General features: G+C 55.6%; 24 protein-coding genes. 1 reads left to right on the forward strand and 23 read right to left on the reverse strand.

Translation table 11 applies throughout. From position 1 onward, the window contains the following. Positions 1-100 precede the first annotated feature (100 nt). From Q1M54_RS06410 to Q1M54_RS06485, 16 genes are all read right to left on the reverse strand, one after another. Positions 101-286, reverse strand: coding sequence for a DUF2065 family protein (locus Q1M54_RS06410; protein WP_300555388.1), 186 nt, complete (start codon positions 284-286; stop codon positions 101-103). A 3-nt stretch (positions 287-289) separates the two neighbouring features. Next, positions 290-1,189 (reverse strand): protease modulator HflC, encoded by a 900-nt coding sequence (gene hflC / locus Q1M54_RS06415; protein ID WP_300555390.1) that lies wholly within the window; start codon positions 1,187-1,189, stop codon positions 290-292. A gap of 11 nt (positions 1,190-1,200) precedes the next feature. Next, positions 1,201-2,577 (reverse strand): FtsH protease activity modulator HflK, encoded by a 1,377-nt coding sequence (hflK, locus tag Q1M54_RS06420; RefSeq protein ID WP_300555392.1) that lies wholly within the window; start codon positions 2,575-2,577, stop codon positions 1,201-1,203. 56 nt (positions 2,578-2,633) lie between these two features. Then, the gene (gene hflX / locus Q1M54_RS06425) at positions 2,634-3,830 is read right to left on the reverse strand and encodes a GTPase HflX (protein WP_300555394.1); all 1,197 of its coding nucleotides are present in this window, start codon (positions 3,828-3,830) and stop codon (positions 2,634-2,636) included. Positions 3,831-3,873: 43 nt separating this feature from the next. Further along, on the reverse strand, positions 3,874-4,119 hold the full coding sequence (gene hfq, locus Q1M54_RS06430) for an RNA chaperone Hfq (RefSeq protein ID WP_019429044.1): 246 nt from the start codon (positions 4,117-4,119) through the stop codon (positions 3,874-3,876). A gap of 88 nt (positions 4,120-4,207) precedes the next feature. Beyond that, positions 4,208-5,548 carry a ribosome biogenesis GTPase Der gene (gene der / locus Q1M54_RS06435; RefSeq protein WP_300555396.1) on the reverse strand — a complete coding sequence of 447 codons (1,341 nt, stop codon included), beginning with the start codon at positions 5,546-5,548 and terminating at the stop codon, positions 4,208-4,210. A gap of 19 nt (positions 5,549-5,567) precedes the next feature. Continuing rightward, complete coding sequence (gene bamB, locus Q1M54_RS06440; RefSeq protein ID WP_300555398.1) at positions 5,568-6,698, reverse strand: outer membrane protein assembly factor BamB; 1,131 nt, start codon at positions 6,696-6,698, stop codon at positions 5,568-5,570. After that, entirely contained in the window at positions 6,698-7,369 is a 672-nt protein-coding gene (locus Q1M54_RS06445; RefSeq protein ID WP_300555400.1) for a tetratricopeptide repeat protein, read from the reverse strand. The genes bamB and Q1M54_RS06445 overlap by 1 nt, the downstream gene beginning before the upstream one ends. A gap of 24 nt (positions 7,370-7,393) precedes the next feature. Then, positions 7,394-8,734: a histidine--tRNA ligase gene (gene hisS, locus Q1M54_RS06450; RefSeq protein ID WP_300555402.1), complete on the reverse strand. Its 1,341-nt coding sequence runs from the start codon at positions 8,732-8,734 to the stop codon at positions 7,394-7,396. Continuing rightward, positions 8,731-10,020 (reverse strand): flavodoxin-dependent (E)-4-hydroxy-3-methylbut-2-enyl-diphosphate synthase, encoded by a 1,290-nt coding sequence (gene ispG / locus Q1M54_RS06455; protein WP_300555404.1) that lies wholly within the window; start codon positions 10,018-10,020, stop codon positions 8,731-8,733. Before ispG ends, hisS begins: the two co-directional genes overlap by 4 nt. A gap of 2 nt (positions 10,021-10,022) precedes the next feature. Further along, entirely contained in the window at positions 10,023-10,943 is a 921-nt protein-coding gene (locus Q1M54_RS06460) for a helix-turn-helix domain-containing protein (RefSeq protein ID WP_300555406.1), read from the reverse strand. Between the two features lie 4 nt (positions 10,944-10,947). Further along, positions 10,948-12,087 carry a 23S rRNA (adenine(2503)-C(2))-methyltransferase RlmN gene (gene rlmN / locus Q1M54_RS06465; protein ID WP_300555408.1) on the reverse strand — a complete coding sequence of 380 codons (1,140 nt, stop codon included), beginning with the start codon at positions 12,085-12,087 and terminating at the stop codon, positions 10,948-10,950. A 32-nt stretch (positions 12,088-12,119) separates the two neighbouring features. Beyond that, positions 12,120-12,545, reverse strand: coding sequence for a nucleoside-diphosphate kinase (gene ndk / locus Q1M54_RS06470; RefSeq protein ID WP_019427923.1), 426 nt, complete (start codon positions 12,543-12,545; stop codon positions 12,120-12,122). 146 nt (positions 12,546-12,691) lie between these two features. Next, positions 12,692-13,900 (reverse strand): pseudouridine synthase, encoded by a 1,209-nt coding sequence (locus tag Q1M54_RS06475; RefSeq protein WP_300555412.1) that lies wholly within the window; start codon positions 13,898-13,900, stop codon positions 12,692-12,694. Next, positions 13,897-14,577, reverse strand: coding sequence for an SMC-Scp complex subunit ScpB (scpB, locus tag Q1M54_RS06480; protein ID WP_300555414.1), 681 nt, complete (start codon positions 14,575-14,577; stop codon positions 13,897-13,899). Before scpB ends, Q1M54_RS06475 begins: the two co-directional genes overlap by 4 nt. A 125-nt stretch (positions 14,578-14,702) precedes the next feature. Next, the gene (locus tag Q1M54_RS06485; RefSeq protein ID WP_300555440.1) at positions 14,703-15,698 is read right to left on the reverse strand and encodes an RluA family pseudouridine synthase; all 996 of its coding nucleotides are present in this window, start codon (positions 15,696-15,698) and stop codon (positions 14,703-14,705) included. 94 nt (positions 15,699-15,792) lie between these two features. Between Q1M54_RS06485 and Q1M54_RS06490 the strand changes: the two genes are divergently transcribed. Further along, positions 15,793-16,560 carry an outer membrane protein assembly factor BamD gene (locus Q1M54_RS06490; protein WP_300555416.1) on the forward strand — a complete coding sequence of 256 codons (768 nt, stop codon included), beginning with the start codon at positions 15,793-15,795 and terminating at the stop codon, positions 16,558-16,560. Here Q1M54_RS06490 and Q1M54_RS06495 read toward each other — a convergent pair. From Q1M54_RS06495 to Q1M54_RS06525, 7 genes are all read right to left on the reverse strand, one after another. Then, complete coding sequence (locus tag Q1M54_RS06495; protein WP_300555442.1) at positions 16,535-18,553, reverse strand: ATP-dependent DNA helicase; 2,019 nt, start codon at positions 18,551-18,553, stop codon at positions 16,535-16,537. The genes Q1M54_RS06490 and Q1M54_RS06495 overlap by 26 nt on opposite strands. Before the next feature lie 95 nt (positions 18,554-18,648). Continuing rightward, positions 18,649-18,879, reverse strand: a complete 231-nt coding sequence (locus Q1M54_RS06500) for a YdcH family protein (protein ID WP_300555444.1) — start codon at positions 18,877-18,879, stop codon at positions 18,649-18,651. Beyond that, positions 18,879-19,262 (reverse strand): hypothetical protein, encoded by a 384-nt coding sequence (locus tag Q1M54_RS06505; RefSeq protein ID WP_300555418.1) that lies wholly within the window; start codon positions 19,260-19,262, stop codon positions 18,879-18,881. The genes Q1M54_RS06500 and Q1M54_RS06505 overlap by 1 nt, the downstream gene beginning before the upstream one ends. Further along, positions 19,259-20,356: a cell division protein ZapE gene (gene zapE, locus Q1M54_RS06510; RefSeq protein WP_300555420.1), complete on the reverse strand. Its 1,098-nt coding sequence runs from the start codon at positions 20,354-20,356 to the stop codon at positions 19,259-19,261. Before zapE ends, Q1M54_RS06505 begins: the two co-directional genes overlap by 4 nt. A gap of 114 nt (positions 20,357-20,470) precedes the next feature. Beyond that, positions 20,471-21,898, reverse strand: a complete 1,428-nt coding sequence (lpdA, locus tag Q1M54_RS06515; RefSeq protein WP_300555422.1) for a dihydrolipoyl dehydrogenase — start codon at positions 21,896-21,898, stop codon at positions 20,471-20,473. Positions 21,899-21,958: 60 nt separating this feature from the next. Next, complete coding sequence (odhB, locus tag Q1M54_RS06520; protein WP_300555424.1) at positions 21,959-23,209, reverse strand: 2-oxoglutarate dehydrogenase complex dihydrolipoyllysine-residue succinyltransferase; 1,251 nt, start codon at positions 23,207-23,209, stop codon at positions 21,959-21,961. Positions 23,210-23,252: 43 nt separating this feature from the next. Beyond that, positions 23,253-26,120: a 2-oxoglutarate dehydrogenase E1 component gene (locus Q1M54_RS06525; protein ID WP_300555426.1), complete on the reverse strand. Its 2,868-nt coding sequence runs from the start codon at positions 26,118-26,120 to the stop codon at positions 23,253-23,255. Positions 26,121-26,180: the final 60 nt, after the last annotated feature.

The raw sequence follows: 26,180 nt of genomic DNA on the forward strand, positions 1-26,180 counted from the left end.
ACCGGGTTGACGGTCTAATTTTCGGTCAAGTGCCAGTCAAATGGATCTGATTTGACACAAAGAACAAATTTGAGCGCCGAAGAGCATCAGCGCCAAGACCTCAAGCAAGAAACCAGATAACGGACATGCCACCCAGCACCATCAGCATGCCAAAGAGACGAATTTGACCATCGTCCATCTTGAGCATTTGCTCAAAAAGGCTTTTCCAGAGCCGCGGTAGAACCATGGGCATCAGCCCTTCCAGAATGAGCATCAAGCCCAAAGCCAAAAGGAATGAGCCCAACAAACTTTACTTTCGTGAAGGTGCGCTGGAAGGTGTGCCCCGCATGCCTTTGAAAAACTCTGAACTGCCGGGGTCCAGAACCATGACATCGCCTTTGCTGTTAAAGCTCGATTTGTAAGCTTCCAAGCTTCGATAGAACTGCGCAAATTGTGGGTCACGGCCGAACGATTCAGCGTACAAACGGGCGGCCATGGCATCCCCCTCACCTTTGATCTTTTGGGCATCACGGTAAGCATTGGCCACAGTCACCTCACGCTGGCGGTCAGCATCTGCGCGAATTTTTTCACCTTCAGCAGCACCGGTCGAGCGCAGCTCGTTGGCGACACGCTTTCGCTCAGCTTCCATGCGTCGGTAAACCGATTCAGTGATCGTGTCGACATAATCTGCACGGGTGATGCGAACGTCCACCACATCGACGCCCCAAGGCTTGGCACCACGGACAACTGCCAAAACATCTTCCTTGACATCGTCCATCAATTCTTCACGCTTGAGCGACAACAAGTCCTTGACCGTGCGCTTGTTGATTTGCTCTTGGAAAGCGTTGCGAACAACACGGTTGAGCTGGCTGGTACCGGCCTTTTCATCCAAACCCACATTTCGAATGTAGGCCTGAGGGTCGGTGATTCGCCAGCGGACATACCAATCGATCACCACACGTTGCTTTTCAGCCGTGAGCATGGGTTCGTTATCCGGGCTGTCCAAGGTGAGCAAGCGCTTGTCAATGTAGTTGACATTTTGGAGGGGTGGAGGCAATTTGAAATGCAAACCAGGTTCGGTGATCACTTCTTTGATCTGACCCAAAGCGTAAACAACGCCAAACTGACGTTGATCCACCACGAAAAGCGTTGAACTCAAAAGCGCAAACAAAACCAGTGCGCTGGAAATCCACAATCCGATGCGATTCATTTTCTTAGTCCTTATCGTGGATCGCGGTCGCGCGAACGTTGTGTATCCCTGGAGCGCGTTTCAGTTGAAACTGAGTTGGTACTGCCACCAGTGGCTGGCGCGGAGTCCATGATGGGGGGGGGGACCTGGGACACCTGCTGCATGATTTTGTCAAGCGGTAGGTACAACAAGTTCGAGCCCTGTTTACTGTCCACCAAGACTTTGGTCACGTTGCTGTAAATCTGCTGCATGGTGTCTGTGTACATGCGATCGCGCATGACTTGCGGCGCTTTTTGATACTCAGGCAAGATGGTTTTAAATCGCTGCGAATCGCCTTCAGCTTGCGCCACGATACGTTCACGGTAAGCGTCTGCCTCTTCCTTCAAGCGAGAGGCCGCACCCACTGCGCGAGGCACAACATCATTGGCATAGGCCTGAGCTTCATTTTTTGCACGCTCACGCTCTTGGCCTGCTTTTAAAACATCGTCAAATGCGGACTGAACTTGCTCGGGTGGGCGAACACCCCCCTGTTGCAAATTGATGCCTACCACTTCGATACCGACCTTGTACAGATCAAGAATGGTCTGCATTTTTTCGCGCACGCGTGGGGCAATTTGATCGCGCTCCTCAGCCAAAGCCGAGTCCATTCGCATCTTGCCAACCACCTCACGCACAGCAGTTTCTGCAGACTGAATAACGGCTTGTGTTGGGTCGCGGCTTTCGAAAAGGTAAGCGCGCGCATCATTCAAACGGTATTGAACAGCAAACTTGATCTCAACAATGTTTTCATCTTCGGTCAGCATGGCCGACTCACGCAGGCCCGTGGCTTTGATGATGTTGTCCCGGCCAATGTCAACCGATCGGATTTGGGTCACAAAAACCAACTCATGGCGTTGGACTGGATAAGGCATACGCCAATTAAAACCGGCGTTGACCGTAGAGTGGTACTTCCCAAACTGAGTGATCACAGCCTGCTGACCTTCTTGCACAATGAAGAAGCCCGTTGCCAACCAAACCAGCAAAGCGCCACCCAAGATGACTCCAATGCCCAAGTTCTTGATGAAGGCCGGAATTTCAGGCCCCCCCGAACCTCCGCCAGAGCCGCTGGGGCCTTGAGGCCGCTGGGGTCCGCCATTGCCACCAAAAATTTGACCCAGTTTACGGTTGAAGTCACGCCACAGCTCATCGAGATCAGGTGGACCGCTTTGCTGCTGAGGGTTGCGTCCGGAGGGCTGTTGCCAAGCATCAGGCTTGGGCCCCGGTGGCGGCACATCGTTGTTGGGTTTGGCACCCGAATCGTTGGACGGCTTGTCGTCGTCACGACCCCAACGAGGGTCGTTCAGATTGAACATGCCTCGAATCTTTGCAGGCAGCAAGGACCATCGAAGGGGGGGAAGGTGGAAATTCATGGTGATAAATCTTTGTCTATGTGACGAAACAGCATTGTGCCGAAAATGAAAGCCTCTCAGGGCATGTCATCCTCATATTCCCGGCCAATGTCACGGGGATCAGTTTCTGATAGTGAGATCACGGGCAAAACAATCTTGACAATGTCCGAAAGAACGGTCCGCAAGACGGACAGGCCCAAACCACTTTGAGCACTTAGAAAGACACGAGAAACAGGCTTGCCGTCCAACTCGTATTGATCTTGCATATGAAGGGGGTAGCTCGCACGGTCTAATGCGTCAATTTTATTGAAAACCAACAACTGTGGGACTTGATCTGCGCCAATTTCGGACAGAACTTTTTGCACTTCATACATCTGCTCGGGAAAATCTGGATTTGAGGCATCCACCACATGAATCAACAAGTCAGCATCGGTGGCTTCTTGCAAGGTGGCTTGAAAAGCCTCCACCAAGCCGTGCGGTAAATCACGGATAAAACCCACCGTGTCTGACAAGGAAACTGAACGGCCTGCTTCACCCAAGTACAGCTGCCGAGTGGTGGTGTCCAGCGTTGCAAAAAGTTGGTCGGCTGCATAAGCCCTGGCTTTGACCAAAGCATTAAACAGTGTGGACTTTCCGGCATTGGTATAGCCCACCAAAGAAATATTGAAGGTATCCCGGCGATCGCGTTGACGCCTCTGGGTACTGCGCTGGCGCTTGACTTTGATCAATCGCTCCTTGATGCGTTTGATCGAGTCTTGGATCATGCGCTTGTCCAGTTCGATCTGCGTCTCACCTGGGCCGCCGCGCATGCCGATGCCGCCACTTTGGCGTTCTAAGTGAGACCAACGCCGAACCAAACGGGTACTCAGGTATTGCTGACGGGCCAATTCGACCTGCAATTTACCTTCGTGGCTGCGGGCTCGTTGTCCGAAAATTTCAAGAATCAGCAAAGTGCGGTCGTTGACCGGCAAACCGATGTGTCGTTCAAGATTGCGCTGCTGTGCAGGACTCAAGGCTTGGTCAAAAAGAATTTCAACCGCTCCGTGAAGCAATGCCATCGCTTTGATTTCTTCGGCTTTGCCTGTGCCCACAAAAAGAGCGGCGTCAGGGGCTTTTCGTTTGCACGTCAAACGAGCAACAGGCAGCAAACCGGCCGTTTTAGCGAGCAGCCCCAATTCAACCAGATCGGCATCAAAGTGCGGCAAACCAAAATCAACACCGATCAAAAGCGTCGGTGCTGTTTTTTTAATGGATGCATCAGACAAAATCAGCAACCTTTGGTGGCCAGAGAAGCCACCCAAACCACAAAGGGCATGGTCAGGCTGTGATTTCGCCGGTTTCAGGCGTGCTGAAAGTGACAGAGCGACCTGGAACGATGGTCGAAATAGCGTGTTTGTAGACCATCTGGGTGACGGTGTTGCGCAGCAACACAACATATTGATCGAAGGACTCAATTTGACCCTGCAGTTTGATGCCGTTGACCAGATAAATGGACACTGGCACATGCTCTTTGCGCAGTGCGTTCAAGAAGGGGTCTTGCAAAAGTTGGCCTTTATTGCTCACGATATGCTCCGTGTTCAGAAGTTTGAAAGTCTTGACCTTACCACAGGGCCTGTGGTGACCATTTGAGATGAGATGAATCCCTCGAGCCTCAACTGGATTCCTTATCAGCAAAGGGATTGGTCGATGTTTTCATCTCGATCCGAAGTGGCGTTCCTGAAAGGTTGAAGGCCTTGCGAAAACGCCCCTCTAAAAACCGCTTGTAAGTGTCAGTAACGTGCTCCAGCGAATTGCCGTGAACCACAATCACTGGGGGATTCATTCCCCCTTGGTGGGCATAACGCAGTTTAGGACGGAACATGCCACCGCGTTGCGGACTTTGGAACTGAACAGCCTCCAACAACAAGCGCGTCAAAATCGGCGTGCTCATCTTGCACATCGCCGCCTTGTGAGCCTGAACGATTGAAGCCCATACAGGACCTAAACCTTGGCGTTTTTTGGCCGAAATGAAGTGCATGTTCGCAAAGCTCAAAAACGGCAAGCGTGTTTCGATTGAGCGTTGCACCAATTGACGCTGGTATTCGTCAACCGCGTCCCACTTGTTGACGGCCAAAACCATGGCACGGCCACTTTCAAGGGCATAACCAGCAATGTGCGCATCTTGGTCGGTCACGCCCTGCTCAGCATCCAGGAGCAAGAGCACAACGTTGGCCGACTCAATGGCTTGCAGCGTTTTGACCACTGAAAACTTTTCGATCGCCTCAAACACTTTGCCTTTACGACGCAAACCAGCGGTATCAATCAACTCAAATTTCTGACCTTGCTTTTCAAACGGCACCGAGATCGCATCGCGTGTGGTGCCGGGCATATCGAACGCAACCAAACGTTCTTCGCCCAACCAGGTATTGATCAGGGTTGACTTGCCCACGTTGGGGCGACCCGCCACGGCGAGCTTGATGACCGAGGGGTCATCTTCGGTCTCTTCGGGTTCATCGGGCAGGTTCAGCGATTCAAATGCCAACTCGACCAAGCCACGCGTACCTTGACCGTGAGCAGCCGAAATGGCGATCACCTCTCCCAAGCCCAGCTCGTAGAACTCCGTCAGTTGAATGCCTTCGAGCATGCCCTCAGCTTTGTTGGCGACCAGCAAAGTGGGTTTGCCAATTTTGCGCAGGTATTTGGCAATGTCGTGGTCTTGTGCTGACAGCCCGCCGCGTGCATCCACCACAAAGATCACCATGTCAGCTTCAGCAACAGCTTGCTGCGTTTGCTTGGCCATTTCTTTGTAGATACCGGTGCTGGCGTCCGGCTCAAAGCCCCCGGTGTCGATAACGATAAATTCTTGGCGACCTTGTTTGCCATTGCCGTAGTGGCGGTCGCGAGTCAGACCCGCAAAATCAGCCACGATGGCATCGCGGCTTTTGGTCAGGCGGTTAAAGAGGGTCGATTTGCCCACATTGGGGCGGCCAACGAGGGCCAATACGGGTTTCACTTAAAAATTTTCCGATCCATCATTCAGGGCGAAAACCATGAACGCCCCCGGTGCGTGTCACCACCACCAACATCTGCCCAGACCAAATTGGCTTGCCCATGATGGCACTGCTGTCTGTGGCCACGCGTTGCAAAGCTTGACCATTTTGTGGCGATAAAAAGTGAAGCCAACCCTCTTGATCGCCCACCACCACCGCATTGTTCAAAAGCAAAGGCATGCTCAGACCGCGAAAGCGCAAAGCGTCTTGCGTCCAAAGTGGGTTGCCCGTGCTGCGCTGCCAAGCCAATACTTTGCCATCCGACTCCGATCCCACCAAAATTTGTTCGTTGCCATCCAGACCTTGATGGCCTTGGGCGGGACGGGACCACGCCATGCGTCCCGTCAGACCGTCCAAACAGGCGACAGCCGTTTGGAAAGAGCGAACACAAACGAGATTGCCTTGACGACTGGTACCGGCCACCAAATCAACCAAGCGCTCAACTTCATTGGTGCCGCGGGTCACGCCCACCAAAGTTTCCCAGCGCACAGCGCCTGTCAATGGATTGAGAGAGGCCAGTCGCCCCCCCCACCCGACCAAGAGGTTGTCCCCGAGAGGCATCAACAGGCCCGCTTGACGAAGCAACAAAGGATCGCTGGGACGCTGTTGGCCCCAAAGTCGTTGCCCGGTGTCGGCATCAAAAGCCGTCACGGCTCTGTCGCCGGTCATCACAAACACGCGATCACCAGCAACCAACGGAGGGGTGTAAGACAAGGCAGGCAAAACATGCCGCCACAAAACCTTGCCCGCCTCGGCAACCACCAATTCATTGGCCTGGGTCACCACTGCAAAGCGGCGACCGTCGCCCCCCACACCCGCTTGGATCGGCGCGTTCAGATTAAGGCGCCAAATATCACGGCCATTGAGAACATCGATCAAGGCCAGCTGGCCTTGCGAAGAGGCCAACGCCATCTGCTGCCCATGCACGGAAGGAAGCAACTGTGGTGACACGGACCCGATTTGGCTCTTCCAAACCGGTTGAACTTTGAAAGTACCACTGACTGCAGGCAAAGGCGAAGCCTTGGGTTTTTCAGGTGCACTCGAACAAGCACCCACAAGCAAGGCCGCAGCCACAAGCATGAGACGCGACACCACTGAAAACATAGGCGCCATCACTGGGTCTTTCCTGATGATGCTAGAGCTTGTGGATCGACTCCTAAAGCATTGAGTTTGGCTTCTACCAAACGGCGGTAATCAGGGATCTCGCTCAATTCATCCCATGCTTTTTTATAAGCAGACAAGGCTTCGGGCTTTTGATTTTTGGCTGACAAAACATCACCCTTAAAATCCGAAGCCAAACCCATCAAAGATGGTACGAAGGGCTGAGTCAATTGAGACATGGCCTCATCCATTGACCCATCGTCCAATAAAAGAGCAGCCAAACGGAGTCGGGCAATGTCACGATAAGCTGGCTCTGGCGCAGCACCCACCACCCATTTCAGGGCTGCTTGCGCCTCAGCAGATTTGCCTTGGGTGCTTAAGAATTTGGCCGCAACCAAAGAGGCCTGATGGGCAAACAAAGTACCGGAGTATTTGTCTTTGATGTCCGCCAAGCTCCGCTGGACCCGCGCCAAATCGCCAGCATTGGCCGAACGCTCAACCTCATCGAAGAGAACAGCAGCCTTGGCCGCCTGATCCCGCTGCCAGTATTGGTAGCCGTTCCAAGATGCGTATGCGCCCAAAACGGCGATCAAAACCCAAGAAATCAGGTTGCCGTATTTCTTCCAAAAATGCTTGATCTGGTCAAGTTGTTCTTGTTCTTCAAGGTCGAGGGCTTTGGCCATGGTGTATTGACTATTCGGTAAACATCAAAAGTGTGATTGTAGGCTGTGGGCCCAGTCGGCCACAGTGCCCAAAGACTCGGTGCGCTGAACCCCTACGCCATCCCGCAAGGATTTAACGGCCACCCGTCCTAAGGCCAATTCTTCGGCCCCAAAAATCAAGGCAAAACGAGCACCAGAGCCATCGGCCTTTTTAAATTGAGACTTCATGCTGCCCATGCCTTCGCCACTGCCCGAATGCATTTGGGCCGACACGCCGCAAGCTCGCAAGGACTGCAGAACCTGCATGGCCACGGGCAAGGCCGCGGCTTCTGGAATGATGGCGTAAACATCAGGGGCCAAGTCTGGCAGGGTCTCGCCCTGCTCTTTGATGAGTTCCAACACGCGCTCGACACCCAAAGCCCAGCCCACCGCAGGTGACGGCTTACCGCCAACTTGTTCAATCAGGTAGTCATAACGGCCACCGCCGCAAATCGTGCCTTGCGAGCCCAGGCTCGTGGTGATGAACTCGAACACAGTGAGGTTGTAGTAGTCCATGCCGCGCACCAAGCGCGGGTTGATGGTGAAGACCATGCCATTGGCATCCAAAATCGCCTTGACCGCGTTGAAGTGCGCCAAAGAGGCCTCACCCAAAAAGTCAAGCAAACGGGGTGCCGCTTCGACCACACTTTGCATGGCCGGATTTTTGGTGTCCAAAATGCGCAGCGGGTTGCTGTGAAGGCGTCTTTTGGCCTCATCGTCGAGAGCATCCTTGTGCTTTTCAAGGTGAGCGATCAAGGCAGCGCGGTGGGCTTGGCGCTCGGCCGGCTGCCCCAGACTGTTCAGTTCAAGGCGCACGTCTTTCAGACCCAACACCTTCCACAGGTCATTGGCCAGCAAGATCAGCTCGGCATCCACCTCGGCGCCGCCAAACCCAAGCACCTCGGCACCGACTTGGTGAAACTGGCGGTAACGACCACGCTGCGGACGCTCATGCCGAAACATCGGCCCCATGTAATACAGGCGCTTGCCACCTTCGTAGAGCAAGTTATGCTCAACCACCGCACGCACCAAGCCAGCAGTGCCTTCAGGGCGCAAAGTCAGCTGCTCGCCGTTCAAGCGGTCTTCAAAGGAATACATTTCCTTTTCAACGATGTCAGTCACTTCGCCCAAGCCGCGCACAAACAAAGCGGTGGGCTCAACGATGGGTAAACGCACATTTCTGTAGGCGTAACGCGCCATCAAGGTGCGAACTTGACCCTCCAGCCACTCCCAACGGGCTGCGTCTGGCGGCAAGATATCGTTCATGCCCTTCACGCCCACCAGCTTTTGCGGCTTGGTGGCTTTGTCGGATTTTGAAGAGGTGTTTTCTTTCAGCGCGTCGCTCATTTTTGTTCTGCAGATTCGGAACCAAAGCGGTTCTCAATGTAGTTTTCAACCAGCACCTGAAACTCTTGCGCAATCCCTTCGCCACGCAAAGTCAGGCGCTTTTCGCCATCAATGAATACAGGGGCAGCTGGCGCCTCACCCGTACCCGGCAGGCTGATGCCGATGTCAGCGTGCTTGCTCTCGCCTGGGCCATTCACGATGCAACCCATCACAGCCACTTTGAGGTTTTCGACCCCGGGGTAGCGCACACGCCAGACAGGCATTTGTGCACGCAGAAAATCGTCAATTTGTTTAGCCAGCTCTTGGAAAGTGCTGCTGGTGGTGCGACCGCAACCGGGGCACGCGGTCACACTGGGCACAAAAATACGCAAACCCAAGGACTGCAAAATCTCAGAAGCGATCACCACCTCTTGCGTGCGGGCCTCGCCCGGCTGAGGCGTGAGTGACACTCGAATGGTGTCACCAATGCCTTCTTGGAGCAGGACCGACAAGGCAGCAGCAGATGCCACTGTGCCTTTGGTGCCCATGCCCGCCTCGGTCAGGCCGAGGTGCAAAACATAATCGGTACGGTGGCCCAGTTCTCGGTACACCGATATCAAGTCCTGCACGCCCGACACCTTGCACGAGAGTGTGATCTGGTCCCCAGACAAGCCCATGGCTTCAGCCCTTTGGGCAGAAGAAATGGCCGAAGAAATCAGGGCCTCGTACATGACTTGTCGGGCTTCCCAAGGCGCTGCTCGCTGGCTGTTCAAATCCATCAACTCAGCCAAAAGCTCTTGGTCCAGACTACCCCAATTGACACCAATGCGAATGGGCTTGTTCCAACGCATAGCGGCTTCGATCATTTGCCCGAACTGAAGATCACGCTTGTCGCCTTTACCCACATTACCTGGATTGATGCGGTATTTGGACAATGCTTCTGCGCAAGCCGGATAGTCGGTCAACAAACGGTGGCCGTTGTAGTGAAAGTCGCCAATCAAAGGCACATCGATGCCCATTTTGTCAAGCTGATCGCGAATGTGTGGAACCGCTTGAGCAGCCTCAGGCGTGTTGACGGTGATGCGCACCATCTCTGAGCCTGCAATCGCCAACTCTTTAACTTGTATGGCCGTGCCAATGACATCCACGGTGTCGGTGTTGGTCATGGATTGAACCCTGACAGGTGCCCCACCGCCCACCGTGACCACTTTGGAACCCCAGACAACGCGAGACTGCCTGCTGACTCTCTTGAGAGGTTTGGCAATTTCAATCGGATGGTCCGATGACGAAGTCAAAACAGAAGACATGATTACTCCTTCACTTCAAACCGTGCCACGGTCACTTGGGTATGTGGCTTCAAATCAAAGGCCTCGCCACGCAGTGTGACGCTCACCGATTGAGCGCGCCCCACCACCACACGAACAGGCAGTGGACTGTCAATCCGGGTGGTGTCGCCGGCCTTCAAAAGGCCACTCCAGACCACCACATTTTGAGCATCGCGCAATTCCAACCAACTTTCAGCCGAAGCCTTGAAAACCCACGGTGCAGATTTGACTGTCGGCCCTGTCAAACCTACGAAAGGATTTTTGATGGCACTGCCCTCTTGCGTCACGGCCAAGAGCGCAGGAACTGGCTCAAGCCCTGAAGGTGGCAAGCTGACTGACGATGGGCTCAAAGGTTCAGTGCGCGTCTGCGAAAAAGCCCTGTCTGAAGTCGATTGAGTGGGTGCAACACGAATATCTTGAATCACGTCAACCCTGGCGTCGCTTTGCGACCAGGGTAATCTGGACAGGTCCAACCAACCCCAATGAAGAGGGGAAGGCATCCAAACAAACGACAATGTCAATGCCAACAAAAAGGCCCCCAGCCAAAAAACCTTGGATGTCAACTTGGCTTGAAAGGTCCTGCTCTTTTGGGCATGCGTCAGTGTTGACGGTTGCTGAATGTGTTTCAAGGCAGTTAGCTGACCCGATGGTCGCGGCAACAGAGCCAAAACGGGTACAGGGTCAAGGTTCAACTGCCGGCACACACTGGACGCCAATCCTCGGTAAAAAACCGGTCCCTTGTCGGCATCAAAGGCATTGGCTTCTAGGGCCTCTAACTGCCGAACAGGCACCTTGAGGTTCACGGACAAAACGGCCACATGAACACCCGCCTTCATTCTGGCCTCCCGCAGCATCTGCCCCGCCGTCATGGGGGAGCCCGATTGGTTATCGGAATCGTTGTTCATTCGGTCACTCCTGACCCGCAGGTGTCGCGTGTCGCACCAATGGCACAACGCGTTGCTGAGCCATGCGGGATTGAACCTGCGTGCGATCTTTCACATCCCCAGCCAATTGTCCACAAGCTGCATCGATGTCATCCCCACGGGTTTTACGCACCGTGGTCACCAAACCAGCATCTTGCAGGTGCTTGGCAAAAGCCTGCACACGGGCATGGGGTGATCGCAGCAAGCCTGAGGCCGGAAACGGGTTGAAAGGAATCAGGTTGAATTTACAGCGCAAGCCTTGACGGGCGTGTTTTTGCACCAAATCGATCAATTGACTGGCATGCTCGACTTGGTCGTTGACACCATCCAGCATGCAGTATTCAAAAGTGATGAAGTCGCGAGGCGCGTGGGCCAGGTAACCAATGCAAGCCTGCATGAGTTCAGCAAGCGGGTATTTGCGGTTGAGAGGCACCAAGTTGTCGCGAAGCGCATCATTGGGTGCATGCAAAGAAACTGCCAAGGCGACCGGGCAATCGCCCGACAACCGCTCGATCATGGGCACTACGCCCGACGTCGATACCGTCACGCGGCGGCGAGAGAGGCCATAACCATGGTCATCGAGCATGGCGCGCAAAGCTGGCACCAACGCCGAGTAGTTTTGAAGGGGTTCGCCCATGCCCATCATCACCACGTTGGAGATGACGCGGTCTGGCGTATTCAGGTGCTTACGTAAAAAATGCTCGGCAAACCACAACTGTGCAAGGATCTCACCCGTGGTGAGGTTGCGGCTGAAGCCTTGGTGACCTGTAGAGCAAAAGCGACAGCCGACTGCACAACCCGCTTGAGAAGAGATACACAGAGTGCCCCGGTCGTCTTCGGGAATGAACACAGATTCGATGGCATTGCCATCGCCGACATCGAACAACCACTTGATGGTGCCGTCGGTTGAAATGTGTTGGCTGATGACAGGCAATGCCGAGATGTGGGCATGAGCCTGGAGTTTTTGGCGCAGTGATTTGGCCAAGTCGCTCATATGATCGAAATCCGCAGCGCCCCGCTGGTGAATCCAGCGAAACAACTGGGTGGCCCTGAAGCGCTTTTCGCCCAGCCCCTCGCAAAAAACGGCCAAACCATCCAGATCAAACTCAAGAAGGTTGGCCGTCATGGGGGTCGGGACGGGCGAAAGCCGCAAAGCGATCAGCGTGCGTAAACGTTCAAGCCAGCGAAGAAGAAAGCGATTTCAACTGCGGCTGTTTCAGGGGCGTCGGAACCATGCACAGCGTTGGCGTCGATGCTGTCAGCAAAATCGGCGCGGATCGTGCCCGCATCGGCTTTCTTGGGGTCGGTAGCGCCCATCAGATCACGGTTTTTGGCAATCGCGTTCTCACCTTCGAGGGCTTGAATCATGACCGGGCCGGAGATCATGAAATCAACCAAATCTTTGAAGAAAGGACGTGCTTTGTGCACACCGTAAAACTGCTCTGCTTCGCCACGCGACAGGTGCACCATCTTGGCGGCCACAACCTTCAGGCCTGCTGCTTCAAAACGGGCATAGATTTGTCCGATAACGTTTTTGGCGACGGCGTCCGGCTTGATGATGGAGAGAGTGCGTTCGATGGCCATGATTTTTTCCTATTTCAAGAGTTTTATAAAGCAAATTTGCCTAGCAGCAAAGCCAGATATTCTAACCTGAGTGTGTCCTGCAAAGGCCTCGACCCCGCCAAAGCAAGGGTCTCATGCCAGTGGGCAATTTCCATAGAAGAATCAACTCAACGGCTGGTTTTGCTGCCGCCTCGTCCCCCACGCCCCGAACTACCCGGGACTTTTTTCAAACGGTTGAAGCTTTCAGCACCGATGTACTTGGCTTCATTTTTGGGGGCATCCGATTTGACATGCAAACCCGATCCACCGGGCGCTTGATTCGGCTTGGCCGCGGGTTTGGCTCTTGGTACAGCCGTGCCCGCACGCCCTTGACCACCGGTTCGCGGACGTCTGTCATTGCGGTTAGTCCGCGTCACAGGCTCGGTCACAGCGCGGGGGCGATCGGACGTTCCCGCCGCTCGCATCAAAGAACGGATGTCCGTCTCGTCCAGCTCCAGCCAAGCGCCTCGGCGCAAACCATGTGGCAGCACCATAGCGCCATAACGAATGCGGATCAAACGGCTGACCGCATGGCCTACGGACTCCATCATGCGGCGTACTTCCCGATTGCGTCCCTCAGAAATGGTGACGCGGTACCAACAGTTGGACCCCTCCCCGCCACCATCTTCAATCGATCCGAATTGCGCAGGGCCGTCTTCCAGCATGACGCCGTCCAGCAAGCGGTGCTTTTCGTCCTTGCTCAAGGCGCCCAGAACACGAACGGCGTACTCCCTCTCCAAACCAAAGCGGGGATGCATCAACTGATTGGCCAATTCACCGGAACTGGTGAACAACAAAAGCCCTTCCGTATTCAGGTCCAAACGGCCCACCGACTGCCATTTGCCATTTTGCAAACGTGGCAATTTGCGAAAAACAGAAGGACGGTTTTGCGGATCGTCGTGGCTGACGATTTCACCCGCAGGCTTGTGGTAAGCGATGACACGGGCAGGTGGCGGGTCAATGCGGATGCGAATCGGCTTGCCATCGACCTTGATCTGATCACCGTATTGGACACGCTGGCCTACGTGAGCGGGTTCGTTGTTGACCGCAATCCGGCCTTCAGTGATCAGCTTTTCCATCTCGAGCCGAGACCCCATGCCCGCTTGGGCCAGCACTTTGTGCAACTTGGGAGAATCGGTTTGTGGTGCCAAAACTCGCTTGCCCAAATCTTCGGACAAGGCCTGAGCAACCTCTTCGTCATCGAATTGGCCAGACACCACATCGGCCAAGGCGATGGGCTTGAAAGAAACCTGCGGTTCTGGCGCCAAGGCGCTAGGCTTGCGTTTGGCGTAAACGCCAGCGTTGGGGTTCTGGTCGTTTGAAGAGTGATCGTTCATGTGTTGGGGGTTTCATCCCCGTTCAGGGCGATTGTGGAGGCCGCATCGGGCACATGGGTGAGTGACGCCAAGTGAATTGGGGCGTCAGACAGGTCCTCGTCCAAAGACAAGCTCGCTTGCAAGGGGGCTTCTTCAAGCATGCTGGACAAAGCCGACATCTGCGGGTCAACCTGAGACAACAAAGGAAGCTGGTCCAAAGAAGCCAAGCCCAGGTCGTCTAAAAACTGACGCGTTGTGGCAAAAAGACTGGGGCGGCCCACCGTTTCTCGGTGACCGATCACTTCAACCCATCCCCGGTCTTCAAGTTGCTTGAGGATCTGAGAGCCAATCGTGACACCGCGGATGTCTTCCATGTCGCCACGAGTGACAGGTTGACGGTAGGCAATGATGGCCAAGGTTTCGAGGACAGCTCGTGTGTATTTAGGGGGTTTTTCTGGGTGCAAACGATCTAGAAAAGACCGCAGCTCGGGTCGACTTTGGAAACGCCAACCGCTCGCCACATGGACCAACTCCAAGCCCTTGTGCGCCCATTCGAGTTCAATTTCTTGAAGCATCAACCGCAGGGTATCGGCCCCAAGCTCATCGTCGTACAAAACACGAAGATCGCGCAGGGACAGTGGCTGGCCTGCAGTGAGCAGCGCCGCTTCCAGGACACGCTTGGCTTGCGCCATGTTCATGGTGTCGGTCTTTCGGAAAAAAACGCCTCACGGCGAGGTTAGGGAATCAGCTGCCACCATGGTCAAACGCAGGCCTCAAGATTCGGCAAAACGTCAATGACTCAGACTGGGGATTCAAGCAACGCTTAGATTTCAGCTGCCAAATTGTAACTGAGGCCCAATGGATGCAATGCATCAGCCATGTCTTGTGGCCAGTCGGTTTGCAAATCGATGCTGTCGCCGGTGATGGGGTGGACGAAAGCCAAACGCCATGCATGCAGAGCTTGACGAGCCATGCCGCCCAATGGCGTACCGCCGTAAACCCCATCGCCAATCAACGGGTGGCCGATGTGGGCCATGTGCACTCGAATTTGGTGTGTACGCCCCGTGTGCAAAGTGCAACGAACCAGGCAGCAACGCTCACCTTGAGCCAGCAAATCAAGGGTCGTTGAAGCGGTTTTGCCCGATTGATGGGTCAAATCCACCACCGCCATGCGCAAGCGATTGGTCGGATCTCTGCCAATGGCAGCATCCACATGCTTTTGGGCAGAACCTGTCCAGCTTTTATGGGCCATGGCCAGATATTGTCGGTGCACCTCACGGGCAGCAATTTGATCGACCAGCGCGTCCATGGCCTGTCGAGTTCGGGCCACCACCATCAAACCACTGGTGTCTTTGTCCAAACGGTGAACAATGCCAGCGCGAGGGACTTCGCTGGCTTTAGGGTCCAGAGCCAACAGGCCATTGAGCAAAGTGCCCCCCCAATTGCCAGGCGCAGGGTGCACCACCAAACCAGCAGGTTTGTGTATCACACGCAGGTGCTCATCCTCGAAAACCACATCAATGGGCATGGCTTCTGGCACAAAGGCCTGGGACTGAGGGGTTGCACGCAGTGTGATTTGTAATTGGTGCCCCAAACGGACTTTGGCTGCTACCTTGGTGGTCACACGCCCTTCCACCAAGGCATCGCCTTGTTCAATCAATTGCTGCAAGTAGCTGCGTGAAAACTCAGGGACCAATTGCGCGAAAACACGGTCCAGCCTTTGACCGTGTAATGACGAAGGCACCAAAGCGTGGCGAACCTCATGGGTGGCCTCCACCAAGCGCTCTGCGTCGTCAAGCGCTTGACCTGTGTCTTCCAATTCGGGGTCGGTCGATATAATCAAAGTGTTCAACAGATCAAGGGTGTTTTAGATGCAAAGCTTCAGATTATCGACGGTTCTTGTCGGTCTTGTCATGGCTGCGGGACTTCTTCTTCTGAGCGGCTGCGCCAACAACCCCAAAGACCCCACTGCAGGCTGGACCCCTGAGAAAATTTACAGCGAAGCCCGCGACGAGGTCAACGCGGGTGCCTGGGACAAGGCGATTGGCTACTACGAAAAGCTTGAAGGTCGCGCCGCTGGAACCGTTTTGGCTCAACAAGCTCAGATCGACAAAGCATATGCCCAGTACAAAACGGGCAGCAAAATCCAAGCTTTGGCCACTTTGGACAGGTTCATTCGCTTGCACCCCACCAGCCCAGCACTGGACTACGCCCTGTTTTTGAAAGGCTTGGTCAATTTCAACGATAACTTGGGAATGTTTTCTTTTTTGACTCGACAAGACTTGTCAGAGCGTGACCAAAAAGCTGCCAAAGACTCTTATGAATCTTTTCTTGAGCTGATCACCCGATTCCCCGACTCCAAGTACAGTGCTGACGCTCGTCAGCGCATGACCCATGTGGTCAATTCTTTGGCTGCTTACGAAGTGCATGTGGCACGCTACTACGCCAAGCGCGGGGCTCATGTGGCCGCCATCAACCGGGCACAACAAGCGATCATCGATTTCGAAGGTGTCCCGGCCATCGAAGAAGCCCTGGCCATTTTGGTCAAGTCGTATGACGCCATGGGCATGACGGTTTTGCGAGACGACGCATTGCGGGTATTGACCAAAAACTACCCTCAGTCGCCTTACCTTCCAGGCAATTCTCCATCCGGCACTAAAGCTTGGTGGCGTCTTTGGTGAGCTGCTGCAAAGTCTCCAAAAAGGCTTTGTGATCATCTAAACGGCGCATCTCGGGCAGACCTCGTACCAAGCGCCGGCCATAGGACATGCCGACCAAACGGTTGTCGCACACCACCAAGATCCCTCGATCGGTTTCACTCCGTATCAAACGACCGGCTCCTTGTTTGAGCGATACAGCAGCTTCCGGCAAAGCGTGGTCGGCAAAAGCACTTTTGCCTTGTTGAGTCATGCGTTGGCTGCGGGCTTCGAACAAAGGATCACCGGGAGGAGGAAACGGCAGCTTATCGATCACCACCAGCTGCAAAGCATCACCGGGCACATCAAAACCCTCCCAAAACGAGGCGGATGCCACCAGCACACAGCCGCTGCGACCATGTGGATCACCCTGCCCACCTCCCTCACGGAAACGCTCCATCAACCTGCGCTTGGGGCTTTGCCCTTGCACCAACACTTCTACGCTGGCATCGCACTGCGCCTGAAGATGTTCACCTATGCTTCGCATCGCATGCAATGTGGTGGTCAACACCAAGGTTCGGCCTCCCAGAATGGCCAAAGCCTCTTGGACCAAACGGGCCACCTGCCCAGCATGACCTGCATCACCTGGGCGTGGCAAATGGGTGGGCACATACAGCGCCGCTTGGCTCGCATAGTCAAATGGACTGTTGACTTGCATGACCTCGGCAGAACCCAATCCACAAGGCTCGGTGAACCAACGCAAAGTGGGCTCGTCGCCCAATGTGGCCGAAGTAAAAATCCAAGCACGCTGACCCACGCTCGAAGGAGCGACATGGGACGCACTGTCCAAAGATGTATTCCTGGGATCTCCGGCCAGGAGAGCTTCTAAAGAATCGGGGTCGGCCAGTGGGCTTGCATCGTTGACTGGAGCGGCTGAAGCGGGCCGTGTCAGTGCCGAAAAAGACTGCGCAATGTCCAAAGGTGACTCGATCAGTCGCAGCTGCGCACTGACTTCTGCCCAGCGCACACCCTCCGGCTTGGGGGTGTCGGCAAACATGGCGGCACGCTGCATCAGCTCGCGGGCGCGATCCCCCAAGCGCTGAAAATCAGGTCCCAACTCGCTCACCATGTCCAAACCATTTTGCATGTCTGCCAGCGCCTGTGTCACAGCCTGCATACCGGTGTTCCATTCGTCAGGGTCTACGCCTTCTGGCTGTTGGCCTGTCCAACGCAAACGCACGGCCCCTCGGTATATGCCAGCGGCCAAGCGCCAATCGCGGGCTGCTTTTTCTAAGCCAGCGCTCAAAGACTGCCAATCAACAAGACCACGCGCCAACTGCAAACCCGTGGCCAAAACGTCTCGCACCAACTCGTGCAGTTGCACCGTGGACAACTGCTGGCCTAAAAAATTCACCCCAATCTCGTTGAGTTGGTGGGCCTCGTCGAACACTGTCACGCGTACCGTGGGCAACAACTCGGCCACACCCGACTCACGCACCGCCATGTCGGCAAAAAAAAGATGGTGATTGATGACCACCACGTCCGCCGCCATGGCCTCTTTGCGAGCCAGATTCACATGGCAGGCCCGGTAGCGGGGGCAGCTGGAACCTAAACAGTTGTCCCGGGTGGACGTCACCAGTGGCCACAAAGGCGAACGCTCGTCCAAACCTGTCAATTCGGCCATGTCGCCCGTGCGCGTGGACTGCGACCAGGTCTCAATCTTGGCCAAGGCTTTTTGCGCGCCCGGTTGGGCTGATTCGGGGCTGTGACGCGCTTGCTCCATGCGGTGCAAACACAAATAGTTGGAGCGCCCTTTGAGCAAAGCCACGCGAATCGGCAAACCCAAGACCTCGATCAGACGGGGGATGTCACGCGAAAACAATTGGTCTTGCAAGGCTTTGGTCGCCGTGGACACCAAGGCCCTCTGGCCACTGAGCAAAACAGGCACCAAATACGCATAAGTCTTACCCGTTCCCGTACCCGCCTCAACCACCAACTGCCCACCAGCTTGAACCGTTCGACTCACGGCCAAAGCCATGTCAGTTTGTCCCTGCCTAGCTTGGAAACCAGGAACAGCTCGGGCCAAGACACCTTGACTGGATAAGGTATCGACCACCCGCTGGTCAAGCAAGTTCAAGCAGGCTCCTTGGGCATCAATCGGGCCTGCAGCGAGGCGATTTGGTCACGCAACGCCAAACGCCTTTTTTTCATACGCCGCAGGCTCAGATCATCTTGGTTTGCAGCTGTGGCCGATGCTTGGTCAATCAAGGCATCCAAATCGGCATGGGCCATTTGCCACTCGATCAATTGACGCTGGGGTGAGTGCAGATCAAACCCTGGCAATGCTGGCGGCGAACTGTCCATCATGGCGTGCCCTGCTTGGCAGGCTGCTTGCCGAGCAAGCGCAGTTCACGCTGTTCTGACCGCCACTCACGCTCTCGAGCGTTCAAGACCAGCTCCTGCTGGGCCAACGGGTCAAGTGCTTGCCTGCGGATTCGACGGGACTCGATCAAACAAGCATTGACCGCAAACTTTTGCCAACACAGCACTTGTCGCTGCTCATCAGATTTCAAAATGGCATCACGTTGGACTGCCAAAGCCTGCCTTTGAAGTGCAATTTCTTGGGGTACGGTCTGAAGTTCTGAATTGTCTGATGCTGCAGCCTCCAAGTTTTGAGCATGTGCCAAACCAAGCAGACCCCAAGCCGCAAACCAGACAGCCAGCCAAAACAGGCGAACGCGGATCATGTGAGGTTCGTGTCCACAGTTCGGTGTTCCAGCGCCAAAAATTCACTGGACTGCATTTCATGAAGACGCGACACCGTTCGGGGAAACTCATGGGACATGGGGCCAGCGGTGTAAAGCCCCTCGGGCGGCACGGCGGCCGACATGATGAGTTTGACCCTGCGGTCATACAGCACGTCGATCAACCAAGTGAATCGGCGTGCCTCGGATGCCATGCTGATCGGCATGAAAGGCACATTGCTCAGCAAAACGGTATGGTATTGGGTGGCGATTTCCAGGTAATCGTTTTGCGATCGAGGCCCCCCACAAATGGCCCTGAAATCAAACCAGACCACGTCGCCCGAACGACGCAGGGCCGTGATCTCACGGGCCTCGATGTGCAGCACGGGGCTTTCATCTGGGCCGGTCGCCAACCGGTTGAACGCATCGTTCATCTCCGTGTCGGCTTGATCTCCCAATGGAGTGTGGTAGAGCTTGACCATCTCTAAGGTTCTGCGGCGGTAGTCCGTGCCGTTGTCGACATTGAGCACCTGCATGCGCTCGTTCAGAAGCGCAATGGCAGGCAAGATCCGGTCGCGGTGCAAGCCGTCGGGGTAAAGACCGTTGGGTTCAAAGTTGGACGTGGTGACAAAGCCCACACCGTTGTCAAACAGCGCCACCAGAAGGCGGTGCAAGATCATGGCATCGGTGATGTCAGCCACATGGAATTCATCAAAACAAATCAGCTGGTAACGCTTGGCCATGCGCTTGCCCAGCTCGTCCAAGGGGTTCACCGTACCTTGAATGGCCGTCAATTCGCGGTGAACCTCGCGCATGAATTCGTGAAAGTGCAAACGCGTTTTGCGCTCCACCGGCACAGCGGCAAAAAAGCAGTCCATCAAAAAGCTTTTACCTCGACCCACCCCGCCAAACATATAAACCCCCTTGGGGATTTCCGGCCGGGAAAACAACTTGCCCAACAAGCCTGAGCGCTTGGATTTGTAGGTCGTCCACTCGCTGGCACAGCGCTCCAAGGCGTCAATGGCTTTGAGCTGTGCTGGATCGCTCTGGTAATCACGCTTGAGCAACTCAGCTTCGTAAACTTCACGAACAGACATGGGCAGTGGACTCTTCAATTCAAATGAGAAAAACCCGGGTGCGGCCCGGGTTTTCAGGGTGAGTGAACTTTAACCCAACTCACCCGAAACCACAGTTGAGGGCGAGTCAAGGGCTCAGAAGTTCAGGGTCCGTTTGTCCACGGCCAAGGCTGCTTCTTTGGTGGCTTCACTCAAAGATGGGTGAGCATGGCAAATGCGGGCAATGTCTTCCGCGCTGGCTCGGAATTCCATGGCCACCACGGCCTCGGCGATCAACTCAGAGGCTTGTGGTCCCACGATGTGAACACCCAGGATTCCGTCGGTCTTGGCATCGGCCAGCATCTTCACCATGCCAGTCGTGTCGCCCAAAGCGCGGGCACGGCCGTTGGCCAAGAATGGGAAAGAGCCCGCTTTGTAAGCCACACCATCGGCTTTGAGCTGTTGCTCGGTGCGTCCCACCCAAGCAATCTCGGGGCTGGTGTAGATGACCCAAGGGATGGTGTTGAAGTTGACGTGACCGTGTTGGCCCGCGATGCGCTCGGCCACCGCCACGCCTTCCTCTTCGGCTTTGTGCGCCAGCATGGGGCCACGCACCACGTCACCCACTGCCCACACGCCGGGCAGGTTGGTTTTGCAATCCGCGTCCACCACAATCGCACCGCGCTCATCCAGCTGCAGACCCACCGCTTCGGTGTTCAAGCCGATGGTGTTGGGCACCCGGCCGATCGAGATGATCAGTTTGTCGGCGTCCAGCGCCACGGCTTCGCCCTTGGCATTGGTGTAGTTGACCGTGACCCCCTTCTTGCCATTGACGATCTCGCCGACTTTGACGCCCAGCTCGATCTTCAGGCCTTGTTTGTCAAAGGCCTTCTTGGCTTCTTTGGCGATTTGCTCGTCCACCGCGCCCAAAAACGTTGGCAAGCCTTCCAAGATGGTGACTTCTGCGCCAAGACGACGCCATACAGAGCCCATCTCCAAGCCAATGACGCCAGAACCGATCAAGGCCAGCTTCTTGGGCACAGCGCCTAAACGCAAAGCACCGTCGTTCGACAAAACATTCACTTCATCAAAAGGTGTTCCGGGCAAGGCACGGGCGTTTGAGCCTGTGGCGATGATGACGTGTTTGGCCATCAAAGATTCTTCTGTCTTGCCCGCCACGTTGACGGTGTAGCCCCCATCGGCTTTGCCGGCGAAACTGCCGCGACCGTGGAAAAAGGTGACCTTGTTCTTTTTCAGCAAATACAAGATGCCATCGTTGTTTTGTTTCACCACGGTATCTTTGCGGGCAATCATCTTGGCCACGTCGATCTTCACACCGGTGGCGCTGATGCCGTGCTCGGCAAAGTGATGGTTGGCGTGGTCAAAGTGCTCACTCGACTGCAACAACGCTTTGGAGGGTATGCAACCCACGTTGGTGCATGTACCGCCGGGCGCCGGGCCACCGGCTGCATTTTTCCACTCGTCGATACAAGCGACTTGGAAACCGAGTTGGGCGGCACGAATGGCCGCAATGTAGCCACCGGGACCACCGCCGATGACGACGACGTCAAATTGTTTGCTCATGAGAAATGCCTTTTGGATGAAAAACGCCCCCTGGGTAGGGGGCATTCAAAACAAGGAGTTTTAGATATCGAACAGCAAGCGGGCTGGGTCTTCCAGCGCCTCTTTCATGGCGACCAGGCCCAGCACGGCTTCACGGCCGTCGATGATGCGGTGGTCATACGACATTGCAAAGTAGTTCATGGGGCGAACCACGACTTGACCGTTTTCAACCATGGCACGGTCTTTGGTCGCGTGCACGCCCAAAATAGCCGATTGGGGTGGGTTGATGATGGGGGTGGACATCATCGAGCCGAAAGTACCGCCGTTCGAGATCGAAAAGGTGCCGCCGGTCATCTCTTCGATGCCCAGCTTGCCGTCTTTGGCTTTTTGGCCAAACTCGGCAATTTTCTTTTCGATGTCGGCAAAGCTCATTTGGTCGGCATTGCGCAGGATGGGCACCACCAAGCCGCGTGGCGAACCGACCGCGATACCGATGTCGAAATAGCCGTGGTAGACGATGTCGTTGCCGTCCACCGAAGCGTTGAGCACCGGGAACTTCTTCAGAGCGTGCACAGCGGCCTTGACGAAAAAGCTCATGAAGCCCAACTTGCAGCCATGTTCCTTCTCGAAACGATCTTGCATGCGCTTGCGCATGTCCATGACCGGGGCCATGTTGATCTCGTTGAAGGTGGTCAAAATGGCGTTGGTCGACTGCGACTGCAGCAAACGCTCGGCCACGCGGGCACGCAGACGCGTCATGGGCACGCGCTGCTCTGGGCGGTCGCCCAGGTTGACGGCGGGTGCTGCCACTTGGACCAAGGTCTTGGTTGGCACGCCTGTGGGGATCACAGCGGCTGTTGACTTGACGCCGCCGGCCACGGCTGACAAAACGTCGCCCTTGGTCACGCGGCCATCTTTGCCGGTGCCGGGAACCGAGCCAGCGGCCAGGCTGTTGTCGGCCATCAACTTGGCTGCTGCAGGCATGGCCACACCGGCCATGCTGGTGCTAGCCACCGCAGGTGCAGCTGCCGCTGCTGGGGCCGATGCTGCGGCAGGAGCGGCTGCTGCAGGTGCAGCTGAGGCCACTTTGCCATCGGTGTCGATGCGAGCAATCAACTGCTCGGCCGTGACCGTACCACCATCACCCACCAGTATTTCAGACAAAACACCGGCCGAGGGGGCGGGTACTTCGAGCACCACCTTGTCGGTTTCGATCTCGATCAGGATCTCATCCGCCGCAACGGTGTCGCCGACTTTTTTCTTCCACTGCAGCATGGTGGCTTCCGCCACGGACTCGGACAGTTGAGGGACTTTGACTTCTACGATAGCCATGTTGATTTCTCTTTAAAGGTTAAACGCCAGTTTGTTCTTGGGATCACTTGCTCAACACAAAGCCCTTGAGCTTTGAGAAGGCCGCTTCGATCAATGCTTTTTGCTGGTCCTGATGCAGGTGCGAATAACCCACGGCAGGCGATGCGGAGGCTGCGCGTCCGGCATAACCGAGGCGCTGACCGCTTTGCATGTTTTCGTGGATGTTGTGCTGGATGAAGAACCAAGCGCCTTGGTTCTGTGGCTCATCCTGACACCACACCACATCGGTGGCGTTCGGGTACTTTTTGAGTTCTGCGGCAAACGCCTTGTGCGGGAACGGATACAGCTGCTCCACACGGACGATGGCGGTGTCATCGGCGCCTTTGGCTTCGCGGTGTTTGACAAGGTCGTAATAAACTTTGCCTGAACAGGCGATCACGCGCTTGACCTTGTCAGCCTTGATGTCCTTGGTCTCACCAATCACGGTTTGGAAACTGCCTTTGGTGAACTCGGAAACTGGCGATGTCGCGTCTTTGTTGCGCAACAGCGACTTCGGGGTGAAGATCACCAGCGGCTTGCGCAAATCGCGCACCATCTGGCGGCGCAGCACATGGAAGATCTGGCTGGCGGTGGTGGGCTGAACCAACTGCATGTTGGTGTCGGCTGCCAACTGCATGAAGCGCTCCACGCGGGCCGAACTGTGCTCTGGGCCTTGGCCTTCGTAGCCATGCGGCAGCATCAAGGTGATGCCGTTGACACGGCCCCACTTGACTTCGCCCGAAGCGATGAACTGGTCAATCACCACTTGAGCGCCGTTGGCAAAATCACCGAACTGGGCCTCCCAAACCACCAAGGTATTGGGGTCGTTGGAGGCATAGCCATATTCATAGGCCAGAACCGCTTCCTCGGACAAGATCGAGTCAATGACCACAAATGGGGCTTGCTTGTCAGACACATTTTGCAGAGCCACATAAGAGCCGGTGTCCCACTTTTCACGCTTTTGATCGTGAATGACCGCATGACGGTGGGTGAATGTGCCACGGCCGCAATCTTCGCCCGACAAACGCACGGGGTAACCACTGGCCACCAGCGAGGCAAAAGCCATGTGCTCGCCCATACCCCAATCGACGGGGATGTCGCCGCGACCCATTGCGGCGCGGTCATCGTAGACTTTTTTGACCAGTTGGTGCGGCGTGACGGACTCAGGAATGGTCGAAATTTTCTCGGCCAGGCGCTTCCAGTCTGACGGTGGAATCGAGGTGTCGCCCGCATCGGTCCATTTTTTACCCATGAAGGGCGCCCAGTCCACGGTGAACTGGGTTTTGAAATTGGTCAACACAGGTTCGGTCGTGTTTTTGCCCGCATCCAAAGCAGCGCGGTAAGCCTTCGCCATGTCGTCACCCAAGCTGTCGCCCAAACCTTGCGCTGTGAGTTTGTCTGCAAACAGCTTGCGTGTGCCGGGGTGCGCCGCAATTTTTTTGTACATCAGAGGCTGCGTCAACGCGGGGGTGTCCTGCTCGTTGTGGCCCAGTTTGCGGAAACACACCACGTCCAGCACCACGTCCTTGCGGAAGGTCATGCGGTATTCCAGCGCGAGCTGTGTGGCCATGACCACGGCTTCTGGGTCGTCACCGTTGACGTGCAACACAGGCGCTTCGACCATCTTGACGATGTCAGTACAAAAAACGCTCGAACGCATGTCACGCGGGTCAGATGTGGTGAAACCAATCTGGTTGTTGATGATGATGTGCACCGTGCCACCGGTGGAATAGCCACGGGTTTGGGCCAGCGCAAACGTTTCCTGGTTGACACCTTGGCCACCAAAGGCTGCGTCACCGTGCACCAAAACGGGCAAGACTTGCTTGCCCAGTGGATCGCCACGGCGGTCCATGCGGGCACGCACTGAGCCTTCAACCACCGGGTTCACGATTTCCAAGTGGGAGGGATTGAAAGCCAGCGACAAGTGCACAGGGCCTCCGGCCGTGTTCACGTCCGAGCTGAAGCCCTGGTGGTACTTCACGTCACCCGCAGGCAACTCCTCGGGGGCGGTGTGGTCGAATTCGGCAAACAGGTCGGCGGGCAGCTTGCCCATGGTGTTGACCAAAACGTTCAAGCGGCCACGGTGAGCCATGCCGATCACGACTTCTTGCACGCCCTGAGCGCCAGCCGACTGGATCAACTCGTCCATGGCCGCAATGAAGCTCTCGCCGCCTTCGAGCGAAAAGCGCTTTTGGCCCACGTATTTGGTGTGCAGATAACGCTCCAAGCCCTCGGCCGCGGTCAAGCGGTCAAGAATTTGTTTTTTCTTGTCGGCCGTGAAGTTGGGCTTGCTGCGGATGCTTTCGAGCTTTTGCTGCCACCAGCGCTTTTCAGCCTGCTCGGTGGTGTACATGTACTCAGCACCCAGCGTACCGCAATAGGTCTCGCGCAGCGCATTGAGCAGCTCGCGCAAAGACATGTTGTTTTTGCCGAAAAAGGTGTTGCTGGTGTCGAACACGGTTTCCTGGTCGGCATCCGAAAAGCCGTAGAAAGCCGGATCGAGGTCGGGAATGTGGGGGCGCTCGGTGCGCTTCAAGGGGTCCAGATCGGCCCAGCGCTGACCGACGTTGCGGTAAGCGGCAATGAGCTGCTGAACGGCTGTGCGCTTGCGGCCCATCTCGACGTTTTCGCTGGCCATGACCACTTTGGTGCCACCGGCCTTGGCGCGTTCGGCAAAAGCATTGATGACGGGCAAATGGGGAACATCTTTGGCATTGGAGCCATCGAGAGCGGGGACATGTTGGAGGGCGTCAAAATACTCGCGCCAGGAGTCAGGCACGCTGCCTGGGTTGGCCAGGTAGTTCTCATACATCTCTTCGACGTATGGGCCGTTGCCTCCGAAAAGGTGGGTGTTGCCTGAATAGGCAGCGTAGACGGAATTAGTCTCGCTCATATTTCGCTGACCTCCGTTCCCCTCAGGGAAACATTAGTTGGTTGAGAATTACCTTCCGCG

The sequence above is a fragment of the Limnohabitans sp. Rim8 genome, assembly GCF_943326455.1.
Taxonomy (GTDB): domain Bacteria; phylum Pseudomonadota; class Gammaproteobacteria; order Burkholderiales; family Burkholderiaceae_C; genus Limnohabitans_A.

What these genes read in the sequence shown, in the direction of transcription:
- hflC (WP_300555390.1), bottom strand. Translation starts at nt 1,189, where the DNA reads ATGAATCGCATCGGATTGTGGATTTCCAGCGCACTGGTTTTGTTTGCG.
- odhB (WP_300555424.1), bottom strand. Translation starts at nt 23,209, where the DNA reads ATGGCTATCGTAGAAGTCAAAGTCCCTCAACTGTCCGAGTCCGTGGCG.
- bamB (WP_300555398.1), bottom strand. Translation starts at nt 6,698, where the DNA reads ATGGCGCCTATGTTTTCAGTGGTGTCGCGTCTCATGCTTGTGGCTGCG.
- ndk (WP_019427923.1), bottom strand. Translation starts at nt 12,545, where the DNA reads ATGGCCATCGAACGCACTCTCTCCATCATCAAGCCGGACGCCGTCGCC.
- scpB (WP_300555414.1), bottom strand. Translation starts at nt 14,577, where the DNA reads ATGAACATGGCGCAAGCCAAGCGTGTCCTGGAAGCGGCGCTGCTCACT.
- Q1M54_RS06475 (WP_300555412.1), bottom strand. Translation starts at nt 13,900, where the DNA reads ATGAACGATCACTCTTCAAACGACCAGAACCCCAACGCTGGCGTTTAC.
- rlmN (WP_300555408.1), bottom strand. Translation starts at nt 12,087, where the DNA reads ATGACGGCCAACCTTCTTGAGTTTGATCTGGATGGTTTGGCCGTTTTT.
- Q1M54_RS06525 (WP_300555426.1), bottom strand. Translation starts at nt 26,120, where the DNA reads ATGAGCGAGACTAATTCCGTCTACGCTGCCTATTCAGGCAACACCCAC.
- Q1M54_RS06500 (WP_300555444.1), bottom strand. Translation starts at nt 18,879, where the DNA reads ATGGACAGTTCGCCGCCAGCATTGCCAGGGTTTGATCTGCACTCACCC.
- ispG (WP_300555404.1), bottom strand. Translation starts at nt 10,020, where the DNA reads ATGTCTTCTGTTTTGACTTCGTCATCGGACCATCCGATTGAAATTGCC.
- Q1M54_RS06445 (WP_300555400.1), bottom strand. Translation starts at nt 7,369, where the DNA reads ATGGCCAAAGCCCTCGACCTTGAAGAACAAGAACAACTTGACCAGATC.
- Q1M54_RS06505 (WP_300555418.1), bottom strand. Translation starts at nt 19,262, where the DNA reads ATGATCCGCGTTCGCCTGTTTTGGCTGGCTGTCTGGTTTGCGGCTTGG.
- Q1M54_RS06495 (WP_300555442.1), bottom strand. Translation starts at nt 18,553, where the DNA reads ATGGCTTTGGCCGTGAGTCGAACGGTTCAAGCTGGTGGGCAGTTGGTG.
- hisS (WP_300555402.1), bottom strand. Translation starts at nt 8,734, where the DNA reads ATGAGCGACGCGCTGAAAGAAAACACCTCTTCAAAATCCGACAAAGCC.
- lpdA (WP_300555422.1), bottom strand. Translation starts at nt 21,898, where the DNA reads ATGAGCAAACAATTTGACGTCGTCGTCATCGGCGGTGGTCCCGGTGGC.
- Q1M54_RS06460 (WP_300555406.1), bottom strand. Translation starts at nt 10,943, where the DNA reads ATGAACAACGATTCCGATAACCAATCGGGCTCCCCCATGACGGCGGGG.
- zapE (WP_300555420.1), bottom strand. Translation starts at nt 20,356, where the DNA reads ATGTCTGTTCGTGAAGTTTACGAAGCTGAGTTGCTCAAGCGTGATTAC.
- Q1M54_RS06490 (WP_300555416.1), top strand. Translation starts at nt 15,793, where the DNA reads ATGGCTGCGGGACTTCTTCTTCTGAGCGGCTGCGCCAACAACCCCAAA.
- hflK (WP_300555392.1), bottom strand. Translation starts at nt 2,577, where the DNA reads ATGAATTTCCACCTTCCCCCCCTTCGATGGTCCTTGCTGCCTGCAAAG.